This is a genomic window from Specibacter cremeus (genome assembly GCF_003946885.1).
Classification (GTDB): Bacteria; Actinomycetota; Actinomycetes; order Actinomycetales; family Micrococcaceae; genus Specibacter; species Specibacter cremeus.
On the sequence record NZ_RWKQ01000035.1, the window covers coordinates 1 to 22,784 of the forward strand.

Below are 22,784 nucleotides of genomic sequence, written 5' to 3' on the forward strand. Positions count from 1 at the left end.
TGGCCGGGACATGCAAGCCAGTCTTCCGCAACCTCACCAAAGTCGCAGGATGACACGCCGTCAAAGAACCTGACCAGTTACAACGATTGTTCCTTCCGGCAACAGTCGCAAAGAAGAGTTTTGGAGGGCATATTCGGCGATGTGATCGATCGAATCGGTCAGATGCGTGGATTTGATGTCCTTCGGGCTGAACCATGGGACATTCCCATCCCAGAGTGAGGGTTCCGACTTTGACGGAGTCCCGCCACTGTAGAGATGGCCGATCTCCGACAGGGGGACAGTTTCGTATCCGAGCTCATTCTGTACTGGATCCCCAAACATCGAGTGGAAGATGGACTGGGTCAGGGCGTCGAGGTGAACCAGGGCTTCGCGGCGCTGGGTGCGGAGGTGGTCGGCCTTGTCCAGGATGGCGGCGATCCGGCGCTGGTCGGGGAGGGGTGGGAGGGGGATTTGAAGCTGCGAGGCACGCTTCAAGTTCAAGTTGGAGATGTTCGTGGTCTGGTTCCCGAAACTGCGAAGCGTTTCTTGAATAGGATCCGAAGTAAACCACCGGTAAAGGTACCTCGGGTCCACGGCCGAAGGGAAAGCCCTCAAAACTGTGACGAAGCCTCCGAAAGTGGCGGGTCTTTGAAGCTCGGGAATCCAGCAGGCTTTGCCCACTAGATTCCAGCTGTTGGCGCTGGAGATGAGAATGTCCCCGACCTGCAATTGCTGATCTGCCCGCTTCATGAAGGATCGCGGGACGGACCATACATCCGTTGTGTCGAGCAACGACTGCACATTCTTGGTACGCATGCAGTCAATATTCTCGCCATTTGCAAGTTCGAGATCTGTGGGCTTAAAAGTGATCCCTCGGATGAACGAAGCAACATCGCCAAGGCGCACCACGGGGGTCTCGACAGGCTTCGTCTCGACAGGCTCGACCACCGCTTGGGTTTCGACAGGCTCGACAGGCTCGGTCTCGACGGGTTCGATCACCGGGGTCTCGACGGGCTCGACCACCGGGTTTGGGTCAACCACCGTCACTTCAACAGCTCCCGCAGTTCGGCCATGCCAGACAGGATGGACGCTTCGAGGGTATCTAACTCGCCCAGGATCTCCTCGGGCGACTTGTGGTCCACCTCGTCGTATTCGATCTCCTTGTAGCGGTTGAGCGACAGGTCGTAGTCGTTGGCCTCGATCTCCGCCCGCGGCACACAGAACGACTGGTCCGTGCGCGCCCGGGTGAGCTCCGCCGTCGTGCGCTGGGACCAGCGGGTCAGCACGTCGTCCAGGTCGGAGGAGCCGAGCGGCGTGCGCTTGTCGTCGAGCGAGAAACCGTCGCTCTTCACGTCGTAGAACCAGACGTTCTCCGTGCCGCCGGCGTTCGTTTTCGTGAAGAACAGGATCGCGGTCGAGACTCCGGCGTACGGCTTGAACACGCCGGATGGGAGCTTGACGACGGCGTCGAGCTTGTGGCCGTCGACGATGATCCTGCGCAGTTCCTTGTGCGCCTTCGTGGAGCCGAACAGCACCCCGTCCGGGACGATCACCGCCGCGCGGCCGCCCGGCCTGAGCAGGCGCAGGAACAGGGCCAGGAACAGTAGCTCCGTCTTCTTGGTCTTGACCAGGCTGAGCAGGTCCTTGGCCACGTTGTCGTAGTCCAGGCTGCCGGCGAACGGGGGATTGGCCAGGATGAGGTCGTACTTCTCCTCCTCCGTGCCATGCAGGTCCGCCAGCGAATCGCGGTACGTGACCTCCGGGTTCTCCACCCCGTGCAGCATCAGGTTCATGGCGCCGATGCGCAGCATGGTGTTGTCGAAGTCGAAGCCGTGGAACTGCTCCTGGTGGAAGAACTTCGCCGTTTCCGGGTTCGTCAGCAGCGTCTCGTTGTGCTCCTTCAGGTACGCGGCGGCCTGGACCAGGAAGCCGCACGTGCCCGCCGCCGGATCGCAGATGGCCTCCAACGGCTGCGGCGCCTGCATCGTCACCATCAGGTCGATGATGTGCCGCGGCGTGCGGAACTGCCCGTTGGTGCCGGCCGTGGACAGCTTGGAAAGCATGTATTCGTACAGGTCGCCCTTGGTGTCCCTGCCGGACATGTCCATCTTGGAAATGATGTCCACCACCGTGCCGAGCACATTGGCCGTCGGGATGGTGAACCGGGCGCCCTCCAGGTGCTTCGTGTAGCTGGACGCCTCGCCGTTGCGCTGCGTGGGCAGCACGTCCCGCAGGAAGTCGAACATGCGGTCGCTGAACAACCGGAACATCTTGTCCTTGGACAGGTGCTCGAAGTTCTTCCAGCGCAGGTCGCTGAACGGCCGGCCGAGGTGGTCGTTGCCGATGGGGAACGGCGGGTTGCGGATCGGATCGCCTGTGCGGTTGGCCTGGTTCTCCAGCCGGGTCTGTTCCTCGTCCAGGCGCTTTAGGAACAGCAGATACGTGACCTGTTCGATGATCTCGATCGGGTTCGAGATGCCGCTGGTCCAGAACGTATTCCAGACCCTGTCTACCTGGGACTTGATTTCACCTGTGATCACCCTAGAAGTTTAGGGGCCGGGTCAGACACGCCCCGCCACGGCTCGCATTCCCGGCAAAAACACAGCCTGTCACCAGAGAGCTCCGATCCTGTGCAAAGTTGCCGCGCGCACGATTGCACTACTCAAACTTTCCGGTGCAGGAGGCAGAACCATGGACGCACACTCACGTGGAAAGCGGATCGCCGCCACAGTGACGGTCGTCGCGGCCGTCGGCAGCTTCGGCACGGCCGGCATCGGCGCCGCCGTGGCATACGCGCAGACCCCGACGGCCAAGGCCGCCACAACACCGGCAACGTCAACACCAGCAACGTCAACGCCCGCCCCCTCGGCAACCTCGGGTGACACATCCGGCTCCGACCAGGGCGCCACGACCACGCCCGTGCTGCCCGGCAACGGTGACACCGGCGGCACGGTCCACGGAAGGTCGTCGGGGTCATGACCGCGTCCCGGGACTGGACCGTGTGGGGGCTGGCGGCGTCGGTGGTCGTCACCGAACCGGCCCGGCTCGGTGCGGCCGCGCGCCACGTCCAGGACCTGTGCGACGCCGTCGACGACTCCTGCTCCCGCTTCCGCCGCGACTCCGAGCTGTCCCGGCTCGCCCCCGTGCTGGCCGACGGCGTCGTCGTCAGCCCGCTGCTGGCGTACCTGGTCGAGCTGGCGCTGTGGGCCGCGGAGATGACCGACGGCGACGTCGACCCGACGCTCGGCAACGACCTGGCCGCGCTCGGCTACGACCGCGACCTCGCGAGCATCCCCGTGGACAGCATTCCAGTAGACCAGGCCGAGCCGGACGGCGCCCTGCTCACCCGGACGGCCTCACGGGGGGCGCCCGGCTGGCGGCGCGTCGGCATCGACGCCGGCGTGCTGACCGTCCCGGCCGACGTCAGCCTGGACCTCGGCGCCACCGCGAAGGCCGCGACAGCCGACCTGGCCGCCCGGCAGATCGCCGACGCCCTGGGCTGCGGCGTGCTCGTCAGCCTCGGCGGCGACATCGCCACGGCCGGACCCGCCCCGGACGGCCTGTGGCAGGTGCTCGTCCAGGATCTCGACGACGACCCCGGGCAGTGCGTGGCGCTGCCGGCCGGCTGCGGCATGGCCACCTCCAGCACGTCCAAGCGGCGCTGGCACGGGCCCCGCGGCGCCGCCCACCACATCCTGGACCCCCGCTTCGGGCTGCCCGCCGACCCCGTCTGGCGCAGCGTCACCGTCGCGGCGGAATCGTGCCTGCGCGCCAACGCGTACAGCACGGCCGCGATCGTCAGGGGGCACGCCGCCGTTGACTGGTTGCGCGCGGACGGCGTCAGCGCCCGCCTGGTTGACCAACGACGCCGGGTCGTCACCACCGGTGCCTGGCCCACGGGGTCTTCCCTCGCCGGGGCGGACCCTCATGGATGAGGTGCTGTGGGCGGCCGGGAGGGCCGGCGGCTTCGTGGCCCTCGCCCTGTTCACGTGCACCGTCCTGCTCGGCATCCTCAACCGCTCGGGCCGGCCGGTGGCGGGCGTGCCCCGGTTCTCGCTGACCCTGATCCACCGCAACGTGTCCCTGCTGGCGCTCGTGTTCCTGGCGCTGCACGTCGGGACGCTGCTGCTGGACCCGTTCGCGAAGCTCACGCTCACCGACGTCGTCGTGCCGTTCCTGGGCCACTACCGGCCCTTCTGGCAGGGACTGGGCACCGTCGCGCTCGACCTGGCCATCGCCGTCGTCCTCACCAGCCTGCTGCGGCACCGGCTCGGGTACCGGGCCTTCCGGCTGGTCCACTGGCTGTCCTACGCGCTGTGGCCGGTCGCCGTGGCGCACGGGATCGGCAACGGCACCGACGGGTTCAACGGCTGGTTCCTGGGCGCGACCGTCGTGGCCGTGGTCCTGGTGCTCGCGGCCGTGGCGTGGCGGCTGTCTGCCGGGTTTGTGGAATCGGCGCGGCTCCGGCAGGGGAGCGCGTCATGAGCCAGGCCACGATGACTTCCGCGGTCCATCCCGGCTCCGTGCTCGGACCCAACCGGCTGTTCGCCGCCGGGCAACACGCCGGGCATGCCGGCCACGTGGCCGCCTATGGGCCGCTCCGGGTGGACGCGCTGGGCACCGTGTTCATCGAACGGTTGCAGGAGTCCGGGCTGGCCGGGCGTGGCGGGGCCGGGTTCGCCACGTGGCGGAAGTTCGCCGCGCACGGGCGTGACAGGCCCGTGGTGGTGGCCAACGGCGCCGAGGGCGAACCGCTCAGCTGCAAGGACGCCACGCTCTTGGCACACGCGCCACACCTGGTCATCGACGGGCTGCTGGTGGCCGGGGCGGTGCTGTCCGCGAAGCGGCTCGTGCTGTACGCGGGCGCCGGATCCCTTCCGGCCCTGGCGTCGGCGCTCGCGGACCGGCCCGACGCCGGAGCGGTGCGGCTCGTCGAGGCGCCCGACACGTTCCTGGCCGGGGAGACGAGCGCCGTCGCCAACGTCCTGGCCGGCGGCCCGCCGATCCCGCTGGACCGCGTCACCGCATCGCGCACCCGGCCGACGCTGGTGCAGAATGTCGAGACCCTGGCCCAGGTGGCGCTGATCGCCCGCTACGGGCCGGCCTGGTTCCGTTCCGCGGGGACAGCTTCGGATCCGGGCACCCGGCTCGTCACGGTCAGCGGCGACGTGCCGTCCTCGCAGGTGCTCGAGGTCGCCGGCGGGGCCGCCGTCGGGGACGTGCTGCACGTGGCGGGCGTGGGATCCGGCGTCTCGGCCGTGCTCGTGGGCGGCTACCACGGGCAGTGGGTGCGATCGGCGTCGGCCCCCGTGACGCCGGGCGCCGGCGTGCTCATGGTGCTGGGGTCCGGGCGCTGCGGCCTCGTCGCGACGGCGCAGATCACCGCCTACCTGGCCGCGCAGTCCGCCCGCCAATGCGGCCCGTGCCGGTTCGGCCTGCCGGCGCTCGCCGACGCGATGGGCCGGCTGGCGGACCGGGACCCGGATCCCGGGCTGCCGGCGGAACTGGCATCGCTCGGTGCGTTGGTGTCGGGGCGCGGCGCGTGCCACCACCCGGACGGGACGGTCCGGCTGGTGGCCAGCGCCCTGGACGCGTTCGGCGCCGAGACCCTCCGGCACCTGGCCGGGACCTGTGTGGAGGACGAATCATGAGTTCCGGTACCGTCCTGCACATCGACTGGACCCGATGCGACGGCCGGGGGCTGTGCACCGAACTGCTCCCGCACCGGTTGGGCCGCGACCCGTGGGGGTACCCGCTGGCGCTGGACGCGGACTCGGACCCCACAAATGTGCCGTTGGCGGCCGCCGACCTGGATGCGGCGCGGGACGCCATCCGCCTGTGCCCGATGCTCGCCCTGCGCCTGGCGCATTCGACGCGTTGATTCTTCGGCAATTGTGGGTGCGCGAGCCCGCCACCCACAATCGCCGAAGAATCAACGCCTGCGAAAGATGCTCCCGCTTCCGCGTTCTGCCACCGGTCTACCGGTCGCAGAAAGCGGAAGCGGTGGCAGAAGTCGTGGCACACCTACTTCAGCAGGCGCGAGAGCAGCCGGTCGGCAAGGACCCTCCCGCCTGTTTGGCAGGTCGGGCAGTACTGCAGCGACGAGTCGGCGAAGATCACCTGGAGCACCGTGTCCCCGCAGACCGGGCACGGCTGGCCGGCGCGGCCGTGCACGCGCATGCCCGCCCGTTTCGCGTCCTTCAAGGCGGCAGCCGGCTTGCCGCCGGCCGCCTCGACCGCCGCGGCCAGCGTTGATCGCATCGACTCATAGAGCCGGGTGACGGCGTCGCCGTCCAGGTTGGCGGCGATCGCGAACGGGGACAGCCGTGCGGCGTGCAGGATCTCGTCACTGTAGGCGTTCCCGATGCCGGCCAGGTTCGACTGGTCCCGCAGGACGCCCTTGATCTGGGCGCGATGGGCGGCCAGCAGCGTGGCCAGATCGTCACGGGTGAATCCGGCCGACAGCGGGTCCGGGCCGAGCCGGGCGATGCCCGGAACCTCGTCCGGGACGGGCGCCAGGTAGATGGCCAGGCTCTTGCGTGTGCCGGCCTCGGTCAGGTCGAAGCCCGAGCCATGGTCGAGGACGAACCGGGCTGCCAGCGGACCCTTTCCCGGGCGCGCAGGAGCGGCCGGAACGGCGTCGTACCAGCGCAGCCAGCCGGCCTTGGCGAGGTGGAACACAAGGTGGACGCCGTCGGCATCCACGTCCAGGAACTTCCCGTGCCGGGCCACTGCGGTGACGGTTCGTCCGGCCAGCCGGTCCGCCGGGATCGTGGCGGTCTTCAGCGCCGCGAACGAGACCACAGTGAGGCGCCGGACGGTCTGGCCCACCAGCTTGCCGCGGAGGAAGAGGGCCAGGCCCTCGACCTCGGGCAGCTCAGGCATCGTGGGGCTCGGGGGTCTCGACGAGCTCGACCACCGGGGTCTCGACGGGCTCGACCACCGGATCGGCCCACGAGGGCCGCGGGATCAGGCAGAACGGATGGCCGGCCGGATCGGCGAAGACCCGCGAACGGGCGTCGTCAGCCGAAAGCCGCGTGGCACCCAGGGCGAGGACGCATGGTTCGGCCGCGTCGACGTCGTCGACCATGACATCCAGATGGACCTGCTGCGGATACGCCGGGTCCGGCCAGCGCGGCGGCACGTGGTCGGGGGCGAGTTGGAACGCCAGCCCGGAACTGCGCTCATCCGATGCGACCACCACCCAATCCGCCGAGCGGTACGTGACGGGGCGGCCCAACAACTCGGAGTAGAACCTGGCCAACGCCAACGGGTCCGGACAGTCGATCACCACATGGTGCATGCGCCCGATCATGGCGGCCAGCCTACCCGTGCGGTCGAACCCCGGAAACCCCTGAAACTTTACCGGGACCTTACAGAAACCAGACCTGAGCGTCACGCCCCGGTCCTACCCTGATCCACAACGCATCCTTTTCGGCCCGGGAGGCTGACATGAAGCATCGGAAACCCCGTCGGCACGGGTCGAACCACGGGCGGATGCGGACCCTCGCCCTCCTTGCCGCGGCGGCCCTGATGCTTGCCGGGTGCACGGCGCCGGTGACGCCCGCGCCGGCACCGCCGTCGTCAGGAACCGGCTCAAGTACAGCAACCGGCAGCGCAACCGCGGAGGCCAATGCCGGCATCCACAAGATCAAGCACGTCGTGGTGATCATGCAGGAGAACGGGTCGTTCGACGAATACTTCGGCACGTTCCCCGGCGCCGACGGCATCCCGACCGCCAACGGCAAGCCGTCCGTCTGCGAACCCGCAAACAGTGGCCAGCCCTGCGTGGCGCCGTTCGTCGACCACGCCGACATCAACGGCGGCGGCCCGCACGGGCAGTCGAACGCCACCGCGGACACCGACGGCGGCAAGATGGACGGGTTCGTCCGGCAGGCCGAGGCGGCCCGGAAGGGCTGCCAGGATCCGAACAACCCGGCCTGCGCGAACTCGGCCACGCCCGACGTCATGGGTTACCACGTGCAAAGTGACATCCCGAACTATTGGGCGTACGCCTCCAACTTCGTGCTGCAGGACCACATGTTCGAGCCCAACGCGTCCTGGAGCCTGCCATCGCACCTGTTCGAGGTCTCCGAATGGTCCGCGCACTGCACCCAGCACGGCAACCCGGCCAGCTGCACCAACGCCCTGCAGAGCCCCGGCACACCCCAGCACCAGGGGCTGCCGGGCAAGGCGATCAAGGCCCCGAACGGCTCCGGCCCGATCTACGCCTGGACCGACCTGACCTACCTGCTGCACAAGGACAACGTGTCCTGGGGCTACTACGTGGTGGCCGGGACCGAGCCGGACTGCGAGAACAGCGCCGCCATCTCCTGCGCGCCCGTGAAGCAGAACGCGAAGACGCCCGGCATCTGGAACCCGCTGCCATACTTCGACACGGTCCGTGCGGACGGCCAGGAGGGCAATATCCAGTCGGTGGACAAGTACTACGCGGCCGCCAAGGCCGGGACGCTGCCGGCCGTCAGCTGGGTGGTGCCGTCCGGGGCCATCAGCGAGCACCCGCCCGCACCGGTGAGTTACGGCCAGTCCTACGTGACCGGCCTGGTCAACGCCGTCATGGCCGGCCCCGACTGGGACTCCACCGCCATCTTCCTGTCCTGGGACGACTGGGGCGGTTTCTACGACAACGTCGTGCCGCCCACCGTGGATCAGAACGGCTACGGGCTGCGGGTGCCCGGGATCGTGATCAGCGCCTACGCGCGGAAGGGATACGTCGACCACCAGACGCTGTCCTTCGACGCCTACGACAAGTTCATCGAGGACGACTTCCTCGGCGGGCAGCGGCTGGACCCGCGCACCGACGGCCGGCCGGACCCGCGCCCGGACGTCCGCGAGAACGCGGCCGTGCTGGGCAACCTGGTTGCCGACTTCGACTTCACCCAGGCCCCGCGGGCACCGCTGCTGCTGCCGGTTCATCCAACGACCACGCTGACCGGGACGCCCGCGCCGGCCAAGCTGACGGCGGCGCAGAAGGCCGGGGACGCCGACGGCTGACCCGGCTGGGGATTGCCCGTGAATCCGGCGTCCACGCAGAAAGTCGGCGTAAAATCGGCCCGTGCGCGATGCACCCGCCACCGTCCACGCCGGCACCCTCCCGGCGGCGGGGGAGGCACGGCTGGCGCAGGTCGACCGGATCAAGATCGCCCTGACCGTCGGGGTCATCTGCGCCCACGCGTCCATCACCTACGGGGCCATCGGGTCCTGGTTCTACCACGAGCCGACGGCCGGCCAACCCCTCCGCGCCGTCCTGGACATCCCGCTGGCGTTCGGCGAACTGTTCGGCATGGGCCTGTTCTTCTTCCTGGCCGGCGCGTTCACCCCGGCGTCGTTCGCCCGCAAGGGCCGCACCCGCTTCCTGCGCGACCGGTGGCTGCGCCTCGGCGTCCCGTTCACCGTGTTCGTGCTCGTCGTGGTGCCCCTGATCCAGTGGTCCGTCTCGCTGTTGGGGCCGCACGGCTCCCTCCCGGCCGCGTGGCTGGCGGAGCTGGGCTACCTCGACTCCGGCCCGCTGTGGTTCGTCGGGGTCCTACTGGTGTATTCCACCGTGTACGCGCTGCTTGCCGGTCGCCGGCCAGTACGACGGCGGTTCCGCCTCCCAGCGGTCCTGGCCGTTTGCGCCGTGGGCGTCGCCACGGCGTCGTTCGTCCTGCGCCTGTGGTTCCCGGTGGACTCGTTCCAGCTGTTCGCCGCCCATGTGTGGCAATGGGGCCAATGCGCCGGGCTGTTCATGCTGGGCCTCCACGCCGGGCGGCACGGCTGGTTCAATGACGTCCCGCGGGCGCTGCGACGCACCTGTGCCGGCGTGCTCGTTGCCGGGCTGGCCGGCGTCGTCGCCCTGCTCATGCTCTTCAGCAGCGACCTGACGCCGCTGGCCGGCGGGTGGCACTGGGAATCCCTCGTGGTGGCGTTGCTCGAAGGGGCCGTGTCGGTGGCGGCCGCCGTCGTCGTGGTGAGCGCCGTCCCCGGCGGGCCGCCGTCGCCCGTCACCCGGTTCGCCGCGCGGGCCGCCTACCCGGCGTACATCGTCCAGGCGCCCGTGTTGGTCGGCATCGCGCTCGCCTTGCGGCCCTTGGCGCTCTCGGGCGGGGTGAAGCTGGCGATCCTGGCGCCGACCGCCGTCGTCGGCAGCTTTGCCGTGGCCGCGGCGCTGCTGGCCATCCCGGTGCTGCGGCGGATCCTGTAGGGGCGGCCGCTACCGCACGGACTTCTTCAGCGGGGAAGTCCTCACATGTGCCTGCGACGACGCGGGCGGCGAGGACGCCGGGGAGAGCTGGATTCCCTGGTTGCACATGCACCGGATCCGTCGCAGCTACTCGTGGATTGTGTTCGCGCCGTTCCGTAGACCGGTCGACTTGCGGAACGGCTACGGGAGTCAGGCGTGCAGTTTGTCGCTGAACCGTTGTCGAGCCGCCTGGCGGGAAACGCCCAAGGCGATCGCGATTTGGTTCCATGACCTTCCGTGCGCCCGGGCGACCTCGATGCACTCCCGCAACCGCACCTTGTCTGTGCGAACCGCTTCGGAGGCGGCTGCAATCTGGCGCAGGTCGTCAGCATGATCCACTTGGGCGGTTGAAGGATCGAGGGCGTCAGCCAAGTCTTCGAACCGGCTCGCTGCCTTATTAATCTCATCTTCGGTATGTCGCATCATCGTCACCTCCCTCAAAGGAATCTGTAGAACTTTGGCCGTAAATGCATGGCGTGGATGACCACTGGATCGTCGCCCGCAATGTCGAGAACCCCGATTTCCAACAAGGCTCCTTCTTCGGCCGGTCCTATGAGCATGGTAAGTTCCTCGTCCATGGCGATCCGGCGTATCGCGAAGCGAACAGCATGCCGGATGTCCGGTTCGGAAACGCCATGCTTCCACGCGGGGCACCAATCCGCATATAGACAACATATCTTGTCTGACGATACGGGTCAACGGGTGATCGTCCAGGTGAGGATCCCCTTTCGGCCACCACATTGCATGGCTTACGATGCCGAGCACAAGAGGCGAATCCACCGTCGATAGGGCCGTCGAAGATCTTCATCCGTGCCGGTGACTTGGTCGTCCGACTGCATAACTATGCAGGTAGAAGCGGCTCGGCATCCCGTGGAATGCCGCCAGGAGCCGTTTTGGGGCACGGCCTGTCACGACAATCCTGTTGCCGCCAGTGGCCGCAATGCCCGATACGGGTGGCATGCTCGGGGTTCGCCCGCTCAGTCGGGGGTGGCCCGCTTATTCGGTGCTGCCCACCCCCGAATGTACGGGTCGGGCCCGAACATGCCGCCCATCCCTGAACGTGCGCCCCACGCCGTCCCGACGTGCCAGTGAATCCTGGCGCCTGAACTCGTCCAGGACTCTGTCACCACGCGACGGTAAGTCCCCACCTTGTGATCCTTGATCTTTCTCGATTCCAACAGCTTGACCAGGTAAGGCCGGGAAACGTGCAGCACATCCGCCGCCTGTGGGGTGGGGGACCAGCATCACCTTTGTCCTGGCATTCTCCACGTTTCGCCCCAATCGAATCAAACGAAACAGACGAATCATTTGAAACGCGCGGCCCGTTGACTCCCGCCGCCGTCAGGGCAACACTGGGTCACACGGCGCCGAATGGCCCAACCCCCACGGGAGGATCAAACCATGAAATTGACTGTGCACACCTTTGTCACCCTGGACGGCGTGATGCAGGGGCCCGGCGGCGCGGAGGAGGACACCAGCGACGGGTTCGACCGGGGCGGGTGGCTGGTGCCGCTGGCCGACGAATGGTTCGGCGGCATTGTCAACGGCTGGTTCGCCCAGGCCGAGGCCATCCTGCTTGGGCGCACCACCTACGAGGCCATGTACCCGTACTGGAGCACCGTGACGGACCCGGACAACCCCGTGGCGACATCGTTGAACCACCTGCCCAAGTACGTGGTGACCAGCGGTGGCGACCTGGCCTGGCCGAACTCCGTCCAGCTGGACGGCGATCCGGTGAAGACCGTCGCCGCACTCAAGGACCAACCCGGCGGCGAGCTTCAAGTGCACGGCAGCCACCAACTCGTTCGCGCCCTGCACGATGCGGGCCTCATCGATGAGTACCGGTTGCTGGTCTTCCCCGTCGTCGTGGGCAAGGGCAAGCGGCTGTTCGAGACGGGCGCGGCCCCCTCCGGCTTCACCGTGGTCTCGGCCGAGACCTCGCCCGCCGGCCTGGTCAGCCTGTATCTGCGCCCCGCACCGTTCCGGGCCGGCACCGTCGCCGTCGAGGACGGGAAGGAAACCACACTTTAGCCACGCGGACGACGGCGGCCGCGCACCCAAGGCGCGCGGCCGCCGTCGTCCCTCAACTACGCCAGTCCAACAACCTAGATGCTGGCGTACCCGCCGTCGATCAGAATGTTCTCGCCGGTGATCATGCCCGCGTTCTCGCCGGCCAGGTACGCGATCAACGCCGCGACCTCCTCCGGCTGGGCGAACCGGCCGGCCGGGATCAGCTTCTTCATGTCCTCGCCCTTCTGCCCGGCCCAGGCCGCCTTGCCCAGCGGCGTCTCCACCACGGTGGGGGAGACGGCGTTCACGGTCACCCCGGACGGCGCCCACTCCAGCGACAGCACGCGCGTCATGCCCAGGATGCCGGCCTTGCTGGCGCAGTACGCCACGTGCTGGTCCAGGCCGATCACGCTGGCCTGCGACGCCAGGTTGATGATGCGCCCGTACCCCTTGGCCGTCATGACCCGCCCGGCCGCCTGCGCCATCTTGAAACTGGCCGTCAGGTTCACGTTGATGGTCGCATCCCACATCCGGTCGGACAATTCCAGCGCCTTGTCCAGCAACGCGACGCCGGCCGAGTTGACCAGGATGTCGACCGTGCCGGCGACGCGCACGGCCTCGTCGATCGCCTCGGCGGCCGCGCCGGGCGCGGTCAGGTCCTTGGCGATGCCGTGGTGGCCGGTGCCCGGCATCGCGGCCATGGCGTCGGCCACCGCCTCGTTCAGGTCCACGCCCACCACGCGGGCGCCGCGCTCGGCGAAGTAGTGCGCCACCGCGTTGCCGATGCCGCTGGCCGCGCCGGTGATGACGGCGACCCTGCCGGAGAATTCCTCGTTCATGGTCATGCCTCGTAACTGCTGATGGCGTTGACCTTCTCGGCCGACGCGCTGGATGGGTTGAAGGTGTAGGTGAGCCATTCGGCGACCAGCCGCCGGGCCAGTTCGATGCCCACCACGCGCTGGCCCATGCACAGGACCTGCGCGTCGTTGCTGAGCACGGAGCGTTCCACGGAGAACGAGTCGTGCGCGGTGACGGCACGGATGCCCTTCACCTTGTTCGCGGCGATGGCCACGCCCAGCCCGGTGCCGCACAGCAGCAACGCCCGGTCCGCCTGCCCGTCGGCCACCATCGTGGCCGCCTTCACGGCCACATGGGGGTAGGGGGTGTGACCGTCCGCGTCGACCCCGACGTCGGCGACCAGCTGCACGCGCGGGTTCGCGGCCAGGTCCTGTTTCAGGATCTCCTTGTACTCGTACGCGGCGTCATCGCAGCCGATGACGATCCGCAAGGTGTCGTCGCCCATGGTCAGGCCCCTTCGTGTTGCAGCTCGTGGTGGGATTCGTTGTTCAGCGAGCACAGGCCGGTGACGATCAGTGCCAGCGAGGTGGCGCCCGCGTCGGGCGTGCCCACGCTCTTCTCGGCCAGCGGGCGGGCGCGGCCCAGCTTCGGCCTGAGCCCGGCCGTGGCGGTGGCCGCCTCGACCGCGGCCCGTGCGGCGCCCGACCAGGCCCGGGCGAACGGGGTGCCGCGCCCGACGGCGGCACGCAGCTCGTCGACGAACGGCACCAGGGCGTCCACCAGGGTCTTGTCGCCGGGCTTCGCCCGGCCGAGGTCGGTGATGGCGCCGGCGAACGCGTCTGCGGCCGCGGTGAAGTCGGCCGCCGTGTAGCGGTCGCGGTCGTCCGTCAGCGAGGCGGCGGCCCCCTCCAACGCGGCCCCCCACAGCACGCCCGAGGTGCCGCCGGCCTGCTCGGCCCACGCCCCGCCGGCCCGGTGCAGCAGCCACGCCCCGCCGGGCGCCCGGGTCTCGGAGGCGTCTCCGGCCTCGGCTGCCGCGAGCGCCGCCGTCAGCGCCGCGTCGATGCCGCGCACCATGCCGCGGCCGTGGTCGCCGTCGCCGGCAACCGCGTCGATGTCGCCCAGGGACTTCTCATGCTCGTGCAGCGTGCGGCGCATGGTGGCCAGCCCGTCGAGGACCAGCCGGCCCAGGGCGCGCGCGGCCGCGGTAGCCGGCGGCGCCGTCTCCGTCTCGGCCGTGTCCTGGTCCGCGGCCTCCGCGGGGGAGAGCAGCCCGGCCGTGGCGGCCTTCTGCTTGCGGTACGCCGGGGTGTAGGCGTCGGCCGTCCAGTACGTCTCCAGTTCCTCGTCAAGCCACATGAGCGTCAGCGAGCAGCCGCCCATGTCCAGGCTGGTGACCAGCTCGCCTACCTCCACGTCCACCGGTTCCAGCCCGGCGGAGGCCAGCTCGGAGGCGACCGTGTTCCACAGCAGGAACAGCTCCTCGTACTTCGTGGTGCCCAGCCCGTTGAGGATCACGCCCACGCGCTTCCCCGCCCGCTCCGGCGCTTCCTTCAGCAGCGAGCGCACCAGGGTGGCGCCCAGTTCCTGCGCGCTCGGCAGCGCCTCGTCGCGGATGCCCGGCTCGCCGTGGATGCCCAGGCCCAGGCCCAGATGGCCTTCCGGGACGGTGAACAGCGGCCCCTGCGCGCCCGGCATGGTGCAGCCGGAGAACGCGACGCCCAGCGTGCGGGTGGCGGCGTTCGCGGCCCGCCCGATCCGCTCCACCCCGTCAAGGTCCAGCCCGGCCGCGGCGGCCGCGCCCATGGCCTTGAACACCGTGAAGTCCCCGGCGATGCCGCGGCGCTTGTCCTCCTCCGGCGCGGAGGCGATGTCATCGGTGACCACGACGATGCGCGTGTCGATGCCCTCCTTGCGCAGCCGCTCCGCCGCGATGCCGAAGTTCATGGTGTCCCCGGCGTAGTTGCCGAACGAGAGGATCACGCCGCGGCCTTGGTCGGCGGCCTTCGCCACCGAGTACACCTGCGCGGCGGACGGGGAGGTGAAGATGTTGCCCACGACGGCGCCGCTGGCCAGGCCGGGCCCCACCAGTCCGCAGAACGCGGGGTAGTGGCCGGAGCCGCCGCCGATGACGACGGCCACCTGGGGCCCGGACGCGTCCGGCAGGGCGACGGCCCCGCCGGGCACGCCGCGCAACCGGTCGGCGTAGAGGGACAGGAACCCGGCGAACTGCTCGTCGGCGAACTCGGCCGGGTCGTTGAAGATCTTGGTCATGGCAACTGCTCCAAGTGCTGGTATGGGTTAGTGGTGGCGGGCGCCGGGGGCATCCCCGGGGACCTTGAGGAAGGACGTGAGCGCGAAGGCCACGCCGTAGAGGAGGACGAAGGCCCACACGACGCCGGTGTTCCCGCCCCACGGCAGCACGACGGCGACGACGGCGGCCCCGAGGAACGCGGCACCGCCGGCGGCGGTGGTGTACATGGCCATGGCCGCACCCTTGTGGGCCGGGGTCAGCGCGGGGATGATCGCGCCCATCGGCACGAAGCCGGCCAGCATGATGCCGAACACGACGCCGGCCAGCACGGAGAGCCAGTAGCCCCAGGTGGAGCCGGGGGCGACCAGGTGGGGGACGTACCACCAGGCCAGCAGGCCGATCGCGGAGCCGACGACGCCGAACCAGCGCACGGTGCGCTGCCAGCCCCACCTGTCGCCGATCGCCCCGAAGAAGGCGTTGAACAGGACGTTCGAGGCGTAGACGATGACGGTCATCATCAGCCATTGGGTCTGGGTCCAGCCCAGCTCGCCGCCGATCACGGCCGGCAGGATGACGAACATGCCGTACTGCGGGGCGGTGTTGATCAGGCGCACCAGGAAGCCCATGAGCACCCGCGGTTCGCGGCCGAGCAGCCGCACCCCGCCGGTCAGGACGTGGGCGGCGGATTCCCCGGCCGGGGCCAGGCGACGGCGTCCGAGCGGCTCGCGCACACCGAACCAGGCGACCAGGAACCCGGTTGCGACCAGGACGGCGGAGGCCGCCATGGTGGTCGCCTCGCCGGCGTCGCCGCCACCGAAGAGGGGGATGAAGATCAGCGCGAACAGGGAGCCGAGGGTCGGCAGCCCGCCGGTGAACATGACGTAGAACCAGCCCACGGCCGTCCCGTTGCGCTTGCGCGGCACGACCGTGTTGATCCAGACGAGGAACGCGAACGCGAACAGCGGGTAGCCGAAGCCGCGGAAGAAGTAGGCGGCGACGATGCCGGGGGTGAAGTCCGCATTCATGCTCAGCAGGAACAGGGCCTCGAACCCGATCCAGACGGCGCAGCCGAGTGCCATCACGCGCCGGGGTCCGAACAGGTCGGACAGGGCGCCCGAAAGGTACGAGGCGACGAGCACGGCGACACCATACATCGTGATGATGGTGGGCGCCAGAGCGGCCGCCCCGCCCAGCGCGTGGGCCATGTGCGGGGCGATGAAGTTCGACTCGACACCGTTGCCGGTCATGAAGATCAGCACGCCGAGGAATCCCCAGCGCAGCGAATGCGGGATGCCGATCCGGTCCAGCCGGGTCTCGGCGACCGTGGCCGGCCGGGTGAGCAGTGTGGTCATGGGAAACGCCTTTGTTCTGATGGGTGGATCGTGGCGGGCCAGGTGCCCGCATTGTCGTGAACAAGTGTTCCGGCAATCATGGCCATTGAGCTGGGTCGTCCGATCATAGTTCGCTCGCTCCGGCTGTGTGGGCCACGTCATCAACAATTCCAGTGTCGCCAGTGTGTGAACAAATGTCAAGAACAAAATTTCTCGAGATTGAATCGTGAAATTTTGTTCACAGGGGGCCGGTGGCGACTACCATGGAGGGAGTGATTCGAGACCCGGCAGGGAGGGGCATGTGGTGAGTGCGACGACCGGCGACGTGGGTCGCCCGGAGAGCAGGTTTGCCCCCGAGGTGTTGTACGAGGCCGCCCGCATGTACTACATGGAGGACGCCAACCAGGCCGCCATCGCGGCGGCCATGAAGGTCTCCCGCCCCACGGTCAGCCGGCTGCTGACCGAGGCGCGCCGGATCGGCATGGTCCGCATCGAGGTGCTCCCCCCGGCGCAGACGGCCTCGGACGCGCTCGCGGCCGAGCTGGCCTCGGCCTTGGGCGTGGACAAGGCCTACCTGGCGGAAGGCGACCTCGCCAACCGGATCGGCCCCGGCTTCGCCCCGATGGTCGGCGTGGCGTTGCGCGAGATGGGGCTGATGCCGGGTGACGTGTTGCTGGCGGCGTCCGGGCGGACGTTGTACGAGCTCAGCCGGTCGGAGCTGCCCCAGCTGCCCGGCGTCGTCGTCGTCCCCACCGTCGGGGGACAGGCCGAGCCGGAGCCGTGGCACCAGACCAACGAGATTGCCCGGGCCGTGGCCGAGCGCACCGGTGCGCACCCGGCGTTCGTGTGGGCGCAGGCGCTGCCCACGGCCGAGATGTTTCAGATGCTCCAACGCGACCCGGACTTCCAGCGGATCCAGCGGCTCTGGGCCAGCGCCAAGGGCGCGGTGGTCGGCGTCGGCGCCCCGCCCACCACCCGCGGCTCCATCTCCCGCTTCATCCCGCGCGAGGACAACTCCCTCGCCCGCGCCGCCGGTGACGTCTGCCTGAACTTCTTCGACCTCGACGGCAACGAGGTCCGGTTCCCGGGCAGCGAGTACATGGTCGGCATTCGCCCCGCGGCGCTGCAGGCCATTCCGCACTCGGTCGCCGTGGCGGCCGGACAGGACAAGGTCGGCAGCATCGTCGGCGGCGCCCGTGCACGCCTGTTCAAGCGGCTCGTCACGGACACCCGGACCGCGCGGTCGGTGCTGGACCTCCTGGCGGACGCCGCGGCCTGAACCGGCCGGCGTCCGCCAGGTCCCCGGGCCCCTACTGCTTGCGCTGCCCGGGCAGGTTCTCGAAGGCGATGTCGCCGCTTTGCAGGTTGGCGTCGACGAGGGCCGGCAGCTGCGCCAGGAACGCGGCCTGCCCGGTGACGACGTTGGCCAGGGCGGCATCCACGTTCTTGGTGGTGATGGCCGGCATGATGTACTTCGGTGTCGCCTGGACCTTCTCGCCCTTGGCCAGCTTGGCCGCGACCGCCAGGCCCGCGGTCATCTCCACGGTGCCGTGCTGCAGCGAGGTGCCGATGAACTCGCCGCTCTTGACGGCCTTCAGCCCGTCCTCGATGCCGTCGATGCCGACGATCTTCACCCCGGTCCGGCCGGCCTCCTTCAGCGCCTGCAGCGCGCCCAGGCCCATGTCGTCGTTCTCGGCGATGACGCCGTCGATCTGCGGGCCGAACGCGGAGATCCAGTTCTTCATCTTGTTGACGGCCTCGTCCCGCTTCCAGTTCGCCGTGTCCTTGGCCAGCACCTTCATGCCGGGGTGTGCGGCCAGGACCTTGTCGATGCCGGCGCCGCGGTCCAGCTGGCCGGAGCTGCCCTTGGGTCCCTCGAGGATGACCACGTTGCCCTTGCCGCCGAGCGCGTCGGCCATCATGGTGGCCTCCTGCACGCCGGCGGCGACGTCGTCGGGCTGCACGGAGCCGGCCAGCTGGTTGTTCTTCAGCGACGAGTTGACGTCGATGACGGGGATCCCGGCCGCCTTCGCCGCGGCGATCTGCGGCTGCAGCGAGCCGGCCTGGACGGGGTTGACCAGTATGGCGCCCACGTGCTGGTTGATGAACTGGTCCATCTGGTTGGCCTGCGTGGCCACGTCCAGATTGGCCGAGTTCCACAGCATGTTGATGTTGTTCGCCTTGGCGTAGGCCTCCATACCCTGTTTGCCCTGCGTGACGAACGAGGACATGTCGTACACGGTGACGCCGACGGTGACGGCTTTCCCGCCCGCCGCGTTGCCGGCCGAGGTGTCGCCCATGCCGCAGGCGGCCAGGGTGAGGGCGGTGGCGACGGCGAGTCCGGCGCCGAGAAGTGAGGTGCGTGTTTTCATGGGTGGCTCCTTGATGGTGGTGGGGGGTGAGGGGGTCAGTGGGCCCGGCGCTTGGCGGCCCAGACGTCGATGCCGACGGCGAAGACGATCAGCACGCCCTTGATGACGTCCTGCCAGTACGACGGCACGATCAGCAGGTCGAGCCCGTTGTTGAGGGTTTGGATCAGCAGCAGGCCGATGGCGGTGCCCAGCACGGTGCCGCGCCCGCCCATGAGGCTGGCCCCGCCGATCACGACGGCGGCGATCGCGTCGAGCTCGTAGCCTTGGCCCAGGTTGGGGGCGCCAGAGATGACGCGGGAGGCGAGCATGAGCCCGGAGACGCCGGCCAGTGCGCCGCTGACCGTGTAGACGCTGAACAGGATGCGCCGGGACTTCACGCCGGCGATCTCCGCGGCCAGCCGGTTGCCGCCGACCGCATAGACGCGCATCCCGTAGGACGTGCGGCGCATGATGACGGCGAAGCCGGCCACGCACAGGATCATGAGCAGCACCGGCACCTTCAGCCCCAGCACCTCGGTGTTCGCGATGGCCCCGAAGCTGTCCGGCAGCCCGTTGATGGGCGCGCCGCCGCCGATCACGTAGGCCATGCCGGAGGCGGCGGTGAGCATGCCGAGGGTGGCGATGAACGGCGGCACGTTCAGCCGGCTGACCACCAGGCCGTTGACGGCCCCGGCCGCCAGTCCGACGACGACGGCGGTCACCACGGTGAGCGCGATGTTGCCGTTGGTGGCGGAGGCGACGTACGCGGAGGCCATGGCGCTGGCGGCGATGACGCTGCCCACGGACAGGTCGATGCCGCCGGTCAGGATGACCAGGGTCTGGCCGAGTGCGATGAGCGCGAACGGGGCGGCGGCGATGAGGATCGTGGCCAGGTTGTCGACGGTGCCGAACCGGGCGCTCTTGTAGAGGAAGAACGCCACGATGAGCAGCATGATGACGACCATGGCATGCCGGACGGCCAGCCCCTGCAGGGACTTCCAGCCGAACCGGGTCGGCGCCGGCGCCGCTGCCATCACGATCGCGGGCGGTTCAAGGGTGGTGGTGGGGTCAGTGCTCATGGGACTTCGTGTCTTTCTGGGTGGACGCGTCCAGGCCGGAGGCCAGCCGGAAGATCGTCTCGGGTGCGGAGGGGAGGGCCAGGGCGGCCCGGTCGAGTTCGCCGGCGACCGTGAGGTCGCGCAGCACGAAGGCCCGGTGGGCGAGGCTGAGGATCTCCGGCATGTCGCTGGAGGCCATGATCACGGCCATGCCCCGGGCGGCCAGGTCGACGATGATGCGGTAGATCTCGCTGCGGGCGCCGACGTCCACGCCGCGGGTCGGCTCGTCCAGCAGCAGCACGTCGACGGGGCCGGTGAGCCAGCGGCCGAAGACCACCTTCTGCTGGTTGCCGCCGGAGAGCGTCTCCATGCTCTGGCCGAGCCCGCGGCTTTTCAGCCGCAGGTCCGCCAGCACGCCGCCCACGGCGCCGGTGCGCTTGCGGTTGTTGATCCACCCGGCCGTGCTGAAATCGGCGATGCGTGGCAGCGAGGCGTTGTCCAGCACGTTCATCGACAGCACGGCGCCGGCGCCCTTGCGGTCCTCCGGGACCAGCGCCACGCGGGCGCCGATCGCGGCGGCCGGGTTGCCGGCCGGCAGCGGTTTCCCATGGACGACGACGGCGCCGCCCCGGGCGCGACGCATGCCGAAGATGCTTTCCAGCAGTTCGGTGCGCCCGGCGCCGACCAGCCCGGCCAACCCGAGGATCTCACCGCGGCGCACCTGCAGCGAGACCGGGGCGCGGCCCTCGGCCAGGACCAGGTCCCGGACCGCCAGCACCACGTCCTCGCCGTGCGGGGCCGGCTCCGGGAACATGTCCTCGAGTTCGCGGCCGATCATGGCGGTGACGATGTCGTCGTCGGACAGCTCGGCCAGCGGCCTGTCCTCGACGAGGGCGCCGTCGCGCAGCACGACGACGCGGTCGGCCATGGCGCGGATCTCCTCCATCTTGTGGGTGGTGAAGAGCATGGCCACGCCCTGGTCGCGCAGCGTACGGACCACACCGTAGAGGCGCTCGACCTCCTGTTCGGCGATGGCGCTGGTCGGTTCGTCCAGCAGCAGGATCCTGGCGCCACGGCCGGTGGCCTTGACGATCTCGATGATCTGCCGGATGCCGACCGGCAGGGACCCCATCCGGACCGACGGGTCCAGGTCGAGCCCGAACGCGGCCAGGTCCCGGCGCGCGGAACGGATCATGGCCCGCCGGTCCAGCAACCCGAGCGGGGCGAGGGGTTCGCGGCCCACGAACAGGTTCTCGTAGACCGTCATGTCCGGGATCGAGGCCAGCTCCTGCGGCACGATGGCCACGCCCAGCCGGTGGGCGGCTTGGATGTCGCCGGCGGCCAGGCGCTCGCCGCGCACCGAGACGTGCCCGGCGTCGGGGCGGTACTGGCCGGAGGCGATCTTCATCAGTGTGGACTTGCCGGCCCCGTTCTCGCCGGCCAGCGCCGTCACGGTGCCGGCCTCCAGTGCCAGGGAGATGCCCTTCAGGACCGGGATGCCGCCGAAGCCGATCCGGATGTCCGTGCATTCGAGGATGCCGGGGGAGGCGCCCCCGGCGACGGGCGGCGCATCGGTGCGTACCGCCGTCGTACGTGGTTGTGTGTCAGCTGCCAAAACCCGTCAGCTCCTTCGCGTTCCTGGGGTGACCAATCGTCGTTGAGGGCCCTGCCGGAGTTCCCACCCTCCGCCAGCCACTTTCGAGTATGAGTCAGATCTCATCATATGTGCAATAATAATGCTCATATGAGCACACCGATTTTCAATGGGCCGCCGTGTGGAGCCTGTGCGGCTGGCAGGGAAGAATGGGCGCATGAGAAGAGAACAGCCCGGCCCGGACGCCTTGGTGCGCAGCGCGTACATCGCGCACCGGCACTTCGTGGAGGGCCGGACCCGCATCGAGATCGCCGAGGAGACCGGGCTGAGCCGGTTCAAGGTGGGGCGGGTGCTGGATGAGGCGGTGTCCTCCGGGCTGGTGACGTTCCAGATCGCCAGCCCGTCGGGCATCGACCTGGACCTGTCGATCAAGTTGACGCGCGCATTCACGCTGGACCGTGCCGTCGCCGTCAACGTGCCCTCTGAGCAGCCGGAGGTGATGCAGCAGTACCTCGGCGGCACCGCCGCGGACCTGGTCACGGAGATCCTGACCGACGACGACGTGTTCGGGCTGACCTCGGGGCGGACGATCAACGCGCTGGCGCGCGCCTTGAAGACGCTGCCGTCGTGCGAGGTGGTCCAGCTGGCCGGCATCGCCGGGCCCATCCAGGAGACCGGCATCGAGACGATCCGCCGGGTCAGTGCCATCGCGGGGGTGCGGCCGTGGACCATTTACGCGCCTCTAGTCGCCAGCATGGCCTCCACCGCCGAGGGCCTGCTGCAGCAGCCTGAGATCCGCGACACGTTCGCGCAGTTCGCCCGCGTGAGCGTCGCCGTGGTCGCCGTCGGCAGCTGGAATCCGGCGGATTCGCAGATGATGCAGAACCCGGCGCTGGGCGCCGAGGACCGGGACAAGCTGGTCGCCCGCGGCGTGCGGGCGGAGGTCGGCGCGACCCTGGTGGGCGACGGCGGGGAGATCATCCACGACCTGGACAACCGCTGCCTGGCCATCCCCGAGGCGCAGCTGCGCCGCATCCCCCAGGTGATCGCCGTCGCCGGCGGCGCCGCCAAGACGGAGGCGATCCGCGCCGTGCTGGCCTCCGGGCTGGTGCATTCCCTCGTCACGGACGCCGCGACCGCGCGGCGCCTGATCGGGGCGTAGGCGT

The 22,784-nt window shown here is 69.3% G+C and carries 23 protein-coding genes; 11 read left to right on the top strand and 12 right to left on the bottom strand.

Annotated features, from left to right (window positions below; all coding sequences use genetic code 11):
* Positions 1-60 precede the first annotated feature (60 nt).
* Together EJC77_RS13645 and EJC77_RS13650 are read right to left on the bottom strand one after the other, a co-directional pair.
* A complete protein-coding gene (locus tag EJC77_RS13645; RefSeq protein WP_205787314.1) occupies positions 61-1,026 on the bottom strand; it encodes a restriction endonuclease subunit S in 966 nt (321 codons plus the stop codon).
* The gene (locus EJC77_RS13650) at positions 1,023-2,519 is read right to left on the bottom strand and encodes a type I restriction-modification system subunit M (protein WP_125613577.1); all 1,497 of its coding nucleotides are present in this window, start codon (positions 2,517-2,519) and stop codon (positions 1,023-1,025) included. Before EJC77_RS13650 ends, EJC77_RS13645 begins: the two co-directional genes overlap by 4 nt.
* Positions 2,520-2,670: 151 nt before the next feature.
* Here EJC77_RS13650 and EJC77_RS13655 point away from each other — a divergent pair, with 151 nt between their 5' ends.
* Genes EJC77_RS13655 through EJC77_RS13675 form a run of 5 tightly spaced genes read left to right on the top strand, consistent with a single transcriptional unit; the run spans position 2,671 to position 5,860 of the window.
* Entirely contained in the window at positions 2,671-2,958 is a 288-nt protein-coding gene (locus tag EJC77_RS13655) for a hypothetical protein (protein ID WP_125613580.1), read from the top strand.
* Positions 2,955-3,914 carry an FAD:protein FMN transferase gene (locus EJC77_RS13660; protein WP_125613583.1) on the top strand — a complete coding sequence of 320 codons (960 nt, stop codon included), beginning with the start codon at positions 2,955-2,957 and terminating at the stop codon, positions 3,912-3,914. Before EJC77_RS13655 ends, EJC77_RS13660 begins: the two co-directional genes overlap by 4 nt.
* A complete protein-coding gene (locus EJC77_RS13665) occupies positions 3,907-4,464 on the top strand; it encodes a ferric reductase-like transmembrane domain-containing protein (RefSeq protein ID WP_125613586.1) in 558 nt (185 codons plus the stop codon). Before EJC77_RS13660 ends, EJC77_RS13665 begins: the two co-directional genes overlap by 8 nt.
* Entirely contained in the window at positions 4,461-5,630 is a 1,170-nt protein-coding gene (locus EJC77_RS13670) for an NADH-ubiquinone oxidoreductase-F iron-sulfur binding region domain-containing protein (protein WP_125613589.1), read from the top strand. The genes EJC77_RS13665 and EJC77_RS13670 overlap by 4 nt, the downstream gene beginning before the upstream one ends.
* Positions 5,627-5,860 carry a ferredoxin gene (locus tag EJC77_RS13675; RefSeq protein WP_125613592.1) on the top strand — a complete coding sequence of 78 codons (234 nt, stop codon included), beginning with the start codon at positions 5,627-5,629 and terminating at the stop codon, positions 5,858-5,860. The genes EJC77_RS13670 and EJC77_RS13675 overlap by 4 nt, the downstream gene beginning before the upstream one ends.
* A gap of 143 nt (positions 5,861-6,003) precedes the next feature.
* Here EJC77_RS13675 and EJC77_RS13680 read toward each other — a convergent pair whose 3' ends face one another.
* The gene (locus EJC77_RS13680) at positions 6,004-6,864 is read right to left on the bottom strand and encodes an Fpg/Nei family DNA glycosylase (RefSeq protein ID WP_125613595.1); all 861 of its coding nucleotides are present in this window, start codon (positions 6,862-6,864) and stop codon (positions 6,004-6,006) included.
* Positions 6,857-7,294, bottom strand: coding sequence for a VOC family protein (locus tag EJC77_RS13685; RefSeq protein WP_164520419.1), 438 nt, complete (start codon positions 7,292-7,294; stop codon positions 6,857-6,859). The genes EJC77_RS13680 and EJC77_RS13685 overlap by 8 nt, the downstream gene beginning before the upstream one ends.
* Before the next feature lie 182 nt (positions 7,295-7,476).
* On the opposite strand from EJC77_RS13685, the gene EJC77_RS13690 reads away from it, so the two are divergent.
* Both EJC77_RS13690 and EJC77_RS13695 read left to right on the top strand, forming a co-directional pair.
* Positions 7,477-8,994, top strand: coding sequence for a phospholipase C (locus EJC77_RS13690; protein WP_240630249.1), 1,518 nt, complete (start codon positions 7,477-7,479; stop codon positions 8,992-8,994).
* Between the two features lie 61 nt (positions 8,995-9,055).
* Positions 9,056-10,183 (top strand): acyltransferase family protein, encoded by a 1,128-nt coding sequence (locus EJC77_RS13695; RefSeq protein WP_125613598.1) that lies wholly within the window; start codon positions 9,056-9,058, stop codon positions 10,181-10,183.
* A gap of 189 nt (positions 10,184-10,372) precedes the next feature.
* On the opposite strand, the gene EJC77_RS13700 is transcribed toward EJC77_RS13695, so the two are convergent.
* Positions 10,373-10,648 carry a hypothetical protein gene (locus EJC77_RS13700; protein ID WP_205787316.1) on the bottom strand — a complete coding sequence of 92 codons (276 nt, stop codon included), beginning with the start codon at positions 10,646-10,648 and terminating at the stop codon, positions 10,373-10,375.
* Between the two features lie 50 nt (positions 10,649-10,698).
* Between EJC77_RS13700 and EJC77_RS13705 the strand changes: the two genes are divergently transcribed.
* Both EJC77_RS13705 and EJC77_RS13715 read left to right on the top strand, forming a co-directional pair.
* The gene (locus EJC77_RS13705; protein ID WP_125613601.1) at positions 10,699-10,890 is read left to right on the top strand and encodes a hypothetical protein; all 192 of its coding nucleotides are present in this window, start codon (positions 10,699-10,701) and stop codon (positions 10,888-10,890) included.
* Between the two features lie 733 nt (positions 10,891-11,623).
* Complete coding sequence (locus EJC77_RS13715; protein WP_125613604.1) at positions 11,624-12,253, top strand: dihydrofolate reductase family protein; 630 nt, start codon at positions 11,624-11,626, stop codon at positions 12,251-12,253.
* Positions 12,254-12,327: 74 nt separating this feature from the next.
* Here EJC77_RS13715 and EJC77_RS13720 read toward each other — a convergent pair whose 3' ends face one another.
* From EJC77_RS13720 to EJC77_RS13735, 4 genes are read right to left on the bottom strand one after another with little or no spacing between them, the layout of a single operon-like run.
* A complete protein-coding gene (locus tag EJC77_RS13720; RefSeq protein ID WP_240630250.1) occupies positions 12,328-13,071 on the bottom strand; it encodes a GolD/DthD family dehydrogenase in 744 nt (247 codons plus the stop codon).
* Between the two features lie 2 nt (positions 13,072-13,073).
* Positions 13,074-13,535: a ribose-5-phosphate isomerase gene (locus EJC77_RS13725; protein WP_125613610.1), complete on the bottom strand. Its 462-nt coding sequence runs from the start codon at positions 13,533-13,535 to the stop codon at positions 13,074-13,076.
* 2 nt (positions 13,536-13,537) lie between these two features.
* The gene (locus EJC77_RS13730; protein WP_125613614.1) at positions 13,538-15,304 is read right to left on the bottom strand and encodes a dihydroxyacetone kinase family protein; all 1,767 of its coding nucleotides are present in this window, start codon (positions 15,302-15,304) and stop codon (positions 13,538-13,540) included.
* A 27-nt stretch (positions 15,305-15,331) separates the two neighbouring features.
* Entirely contained in the window at positions 15,332-16,636 is a 1,305-nt protein-coding gene (locus EJC77_RS13735) for an RbtT/DalT/CsbX family MFS transporter (RefSeq protein ID WP_125613617.1), read from the bottom strand.
* 283 nt (positions 16,637-16,919) lie between these two features.
* Here EJC77_RS13735 and EJC77_RS13740 point away from each other — a divergent pair, with 283 nt between their 5' ends.
* Positions 16,920-17,894, top strand: coding sequence for a sugar-binding domain-containing protein (locus EJC77_RS13740; RefSeq protein ID WP_205787318.1), 975 nt, complete (start codon positions 16,920-16,922; stop codon positions 17,892-17,894).
* A gap of 31 nt (positions 17,895-17,925) precedes the next feature.
* On the opposite strand, the gene EJC77_RS13745 is transcribed toward EJC77_RS13740, so the two are convergent.
* From EJC77_RS13745 to EJC77_RS13755, 3 genes are read right to left on the bottom strand one after another with little or no spacing between them, the layout of a single operon-like run.
* Entirely contained in the window at positions 17,926-18,987 is a 1,062-nt protein-coding gene (locus tag EJC77_RS13745) for a substrate-binding domain-containing protein (RefSeq protein ID WP_125613620.1), read from the bottom strand.
* A 35-nt stretch (positions 18,988-19,022) separates the two neighbouring features.
* Positions 19,023-20,045, bottom strand: coding sequence for an ABC transporter permease (locus EJC77_RS13750; RefSeq protein ID WP_240630252.1), 1,023 nt, complete (start codon positions 20,043-20,045; stop codon positions 19,023-19,025).
* The gene (locus EJC77_RS13755; RefSeq protein ID WP_240630254.1) at positions 20,035-21,639 is read right to left on the bottom strand and encodes a sugar ABC transporter ATP-binding protein; all 1,605 of its coding nucleotides are present in this window, start codon (positions 21,637-21,639) and stop codon (positions 20,035-20,037) included. Before EJC77_RS13755 ends, EJC77_RS13750 begins: the two co-directional genes overlap by 11 nt.
* Before the next feature lie 196 nt (positions 21,640-21,835).
* Between EJC77_RS13755 and EJC77_RS13760 the strand changes: the two genes are divergently transcribed.
* A complete protein-coding gene (locus EJC77_RS13760) occupies positions 21,836-22,780 on the top strand; it encodes a sugar-binding transcriptional regulator (protein ID WP_164520420.1) in 945 nt (314 codons plus the stop codon).
* Positions 22,781-22,784: the final 4 nt, after the last annotated feature.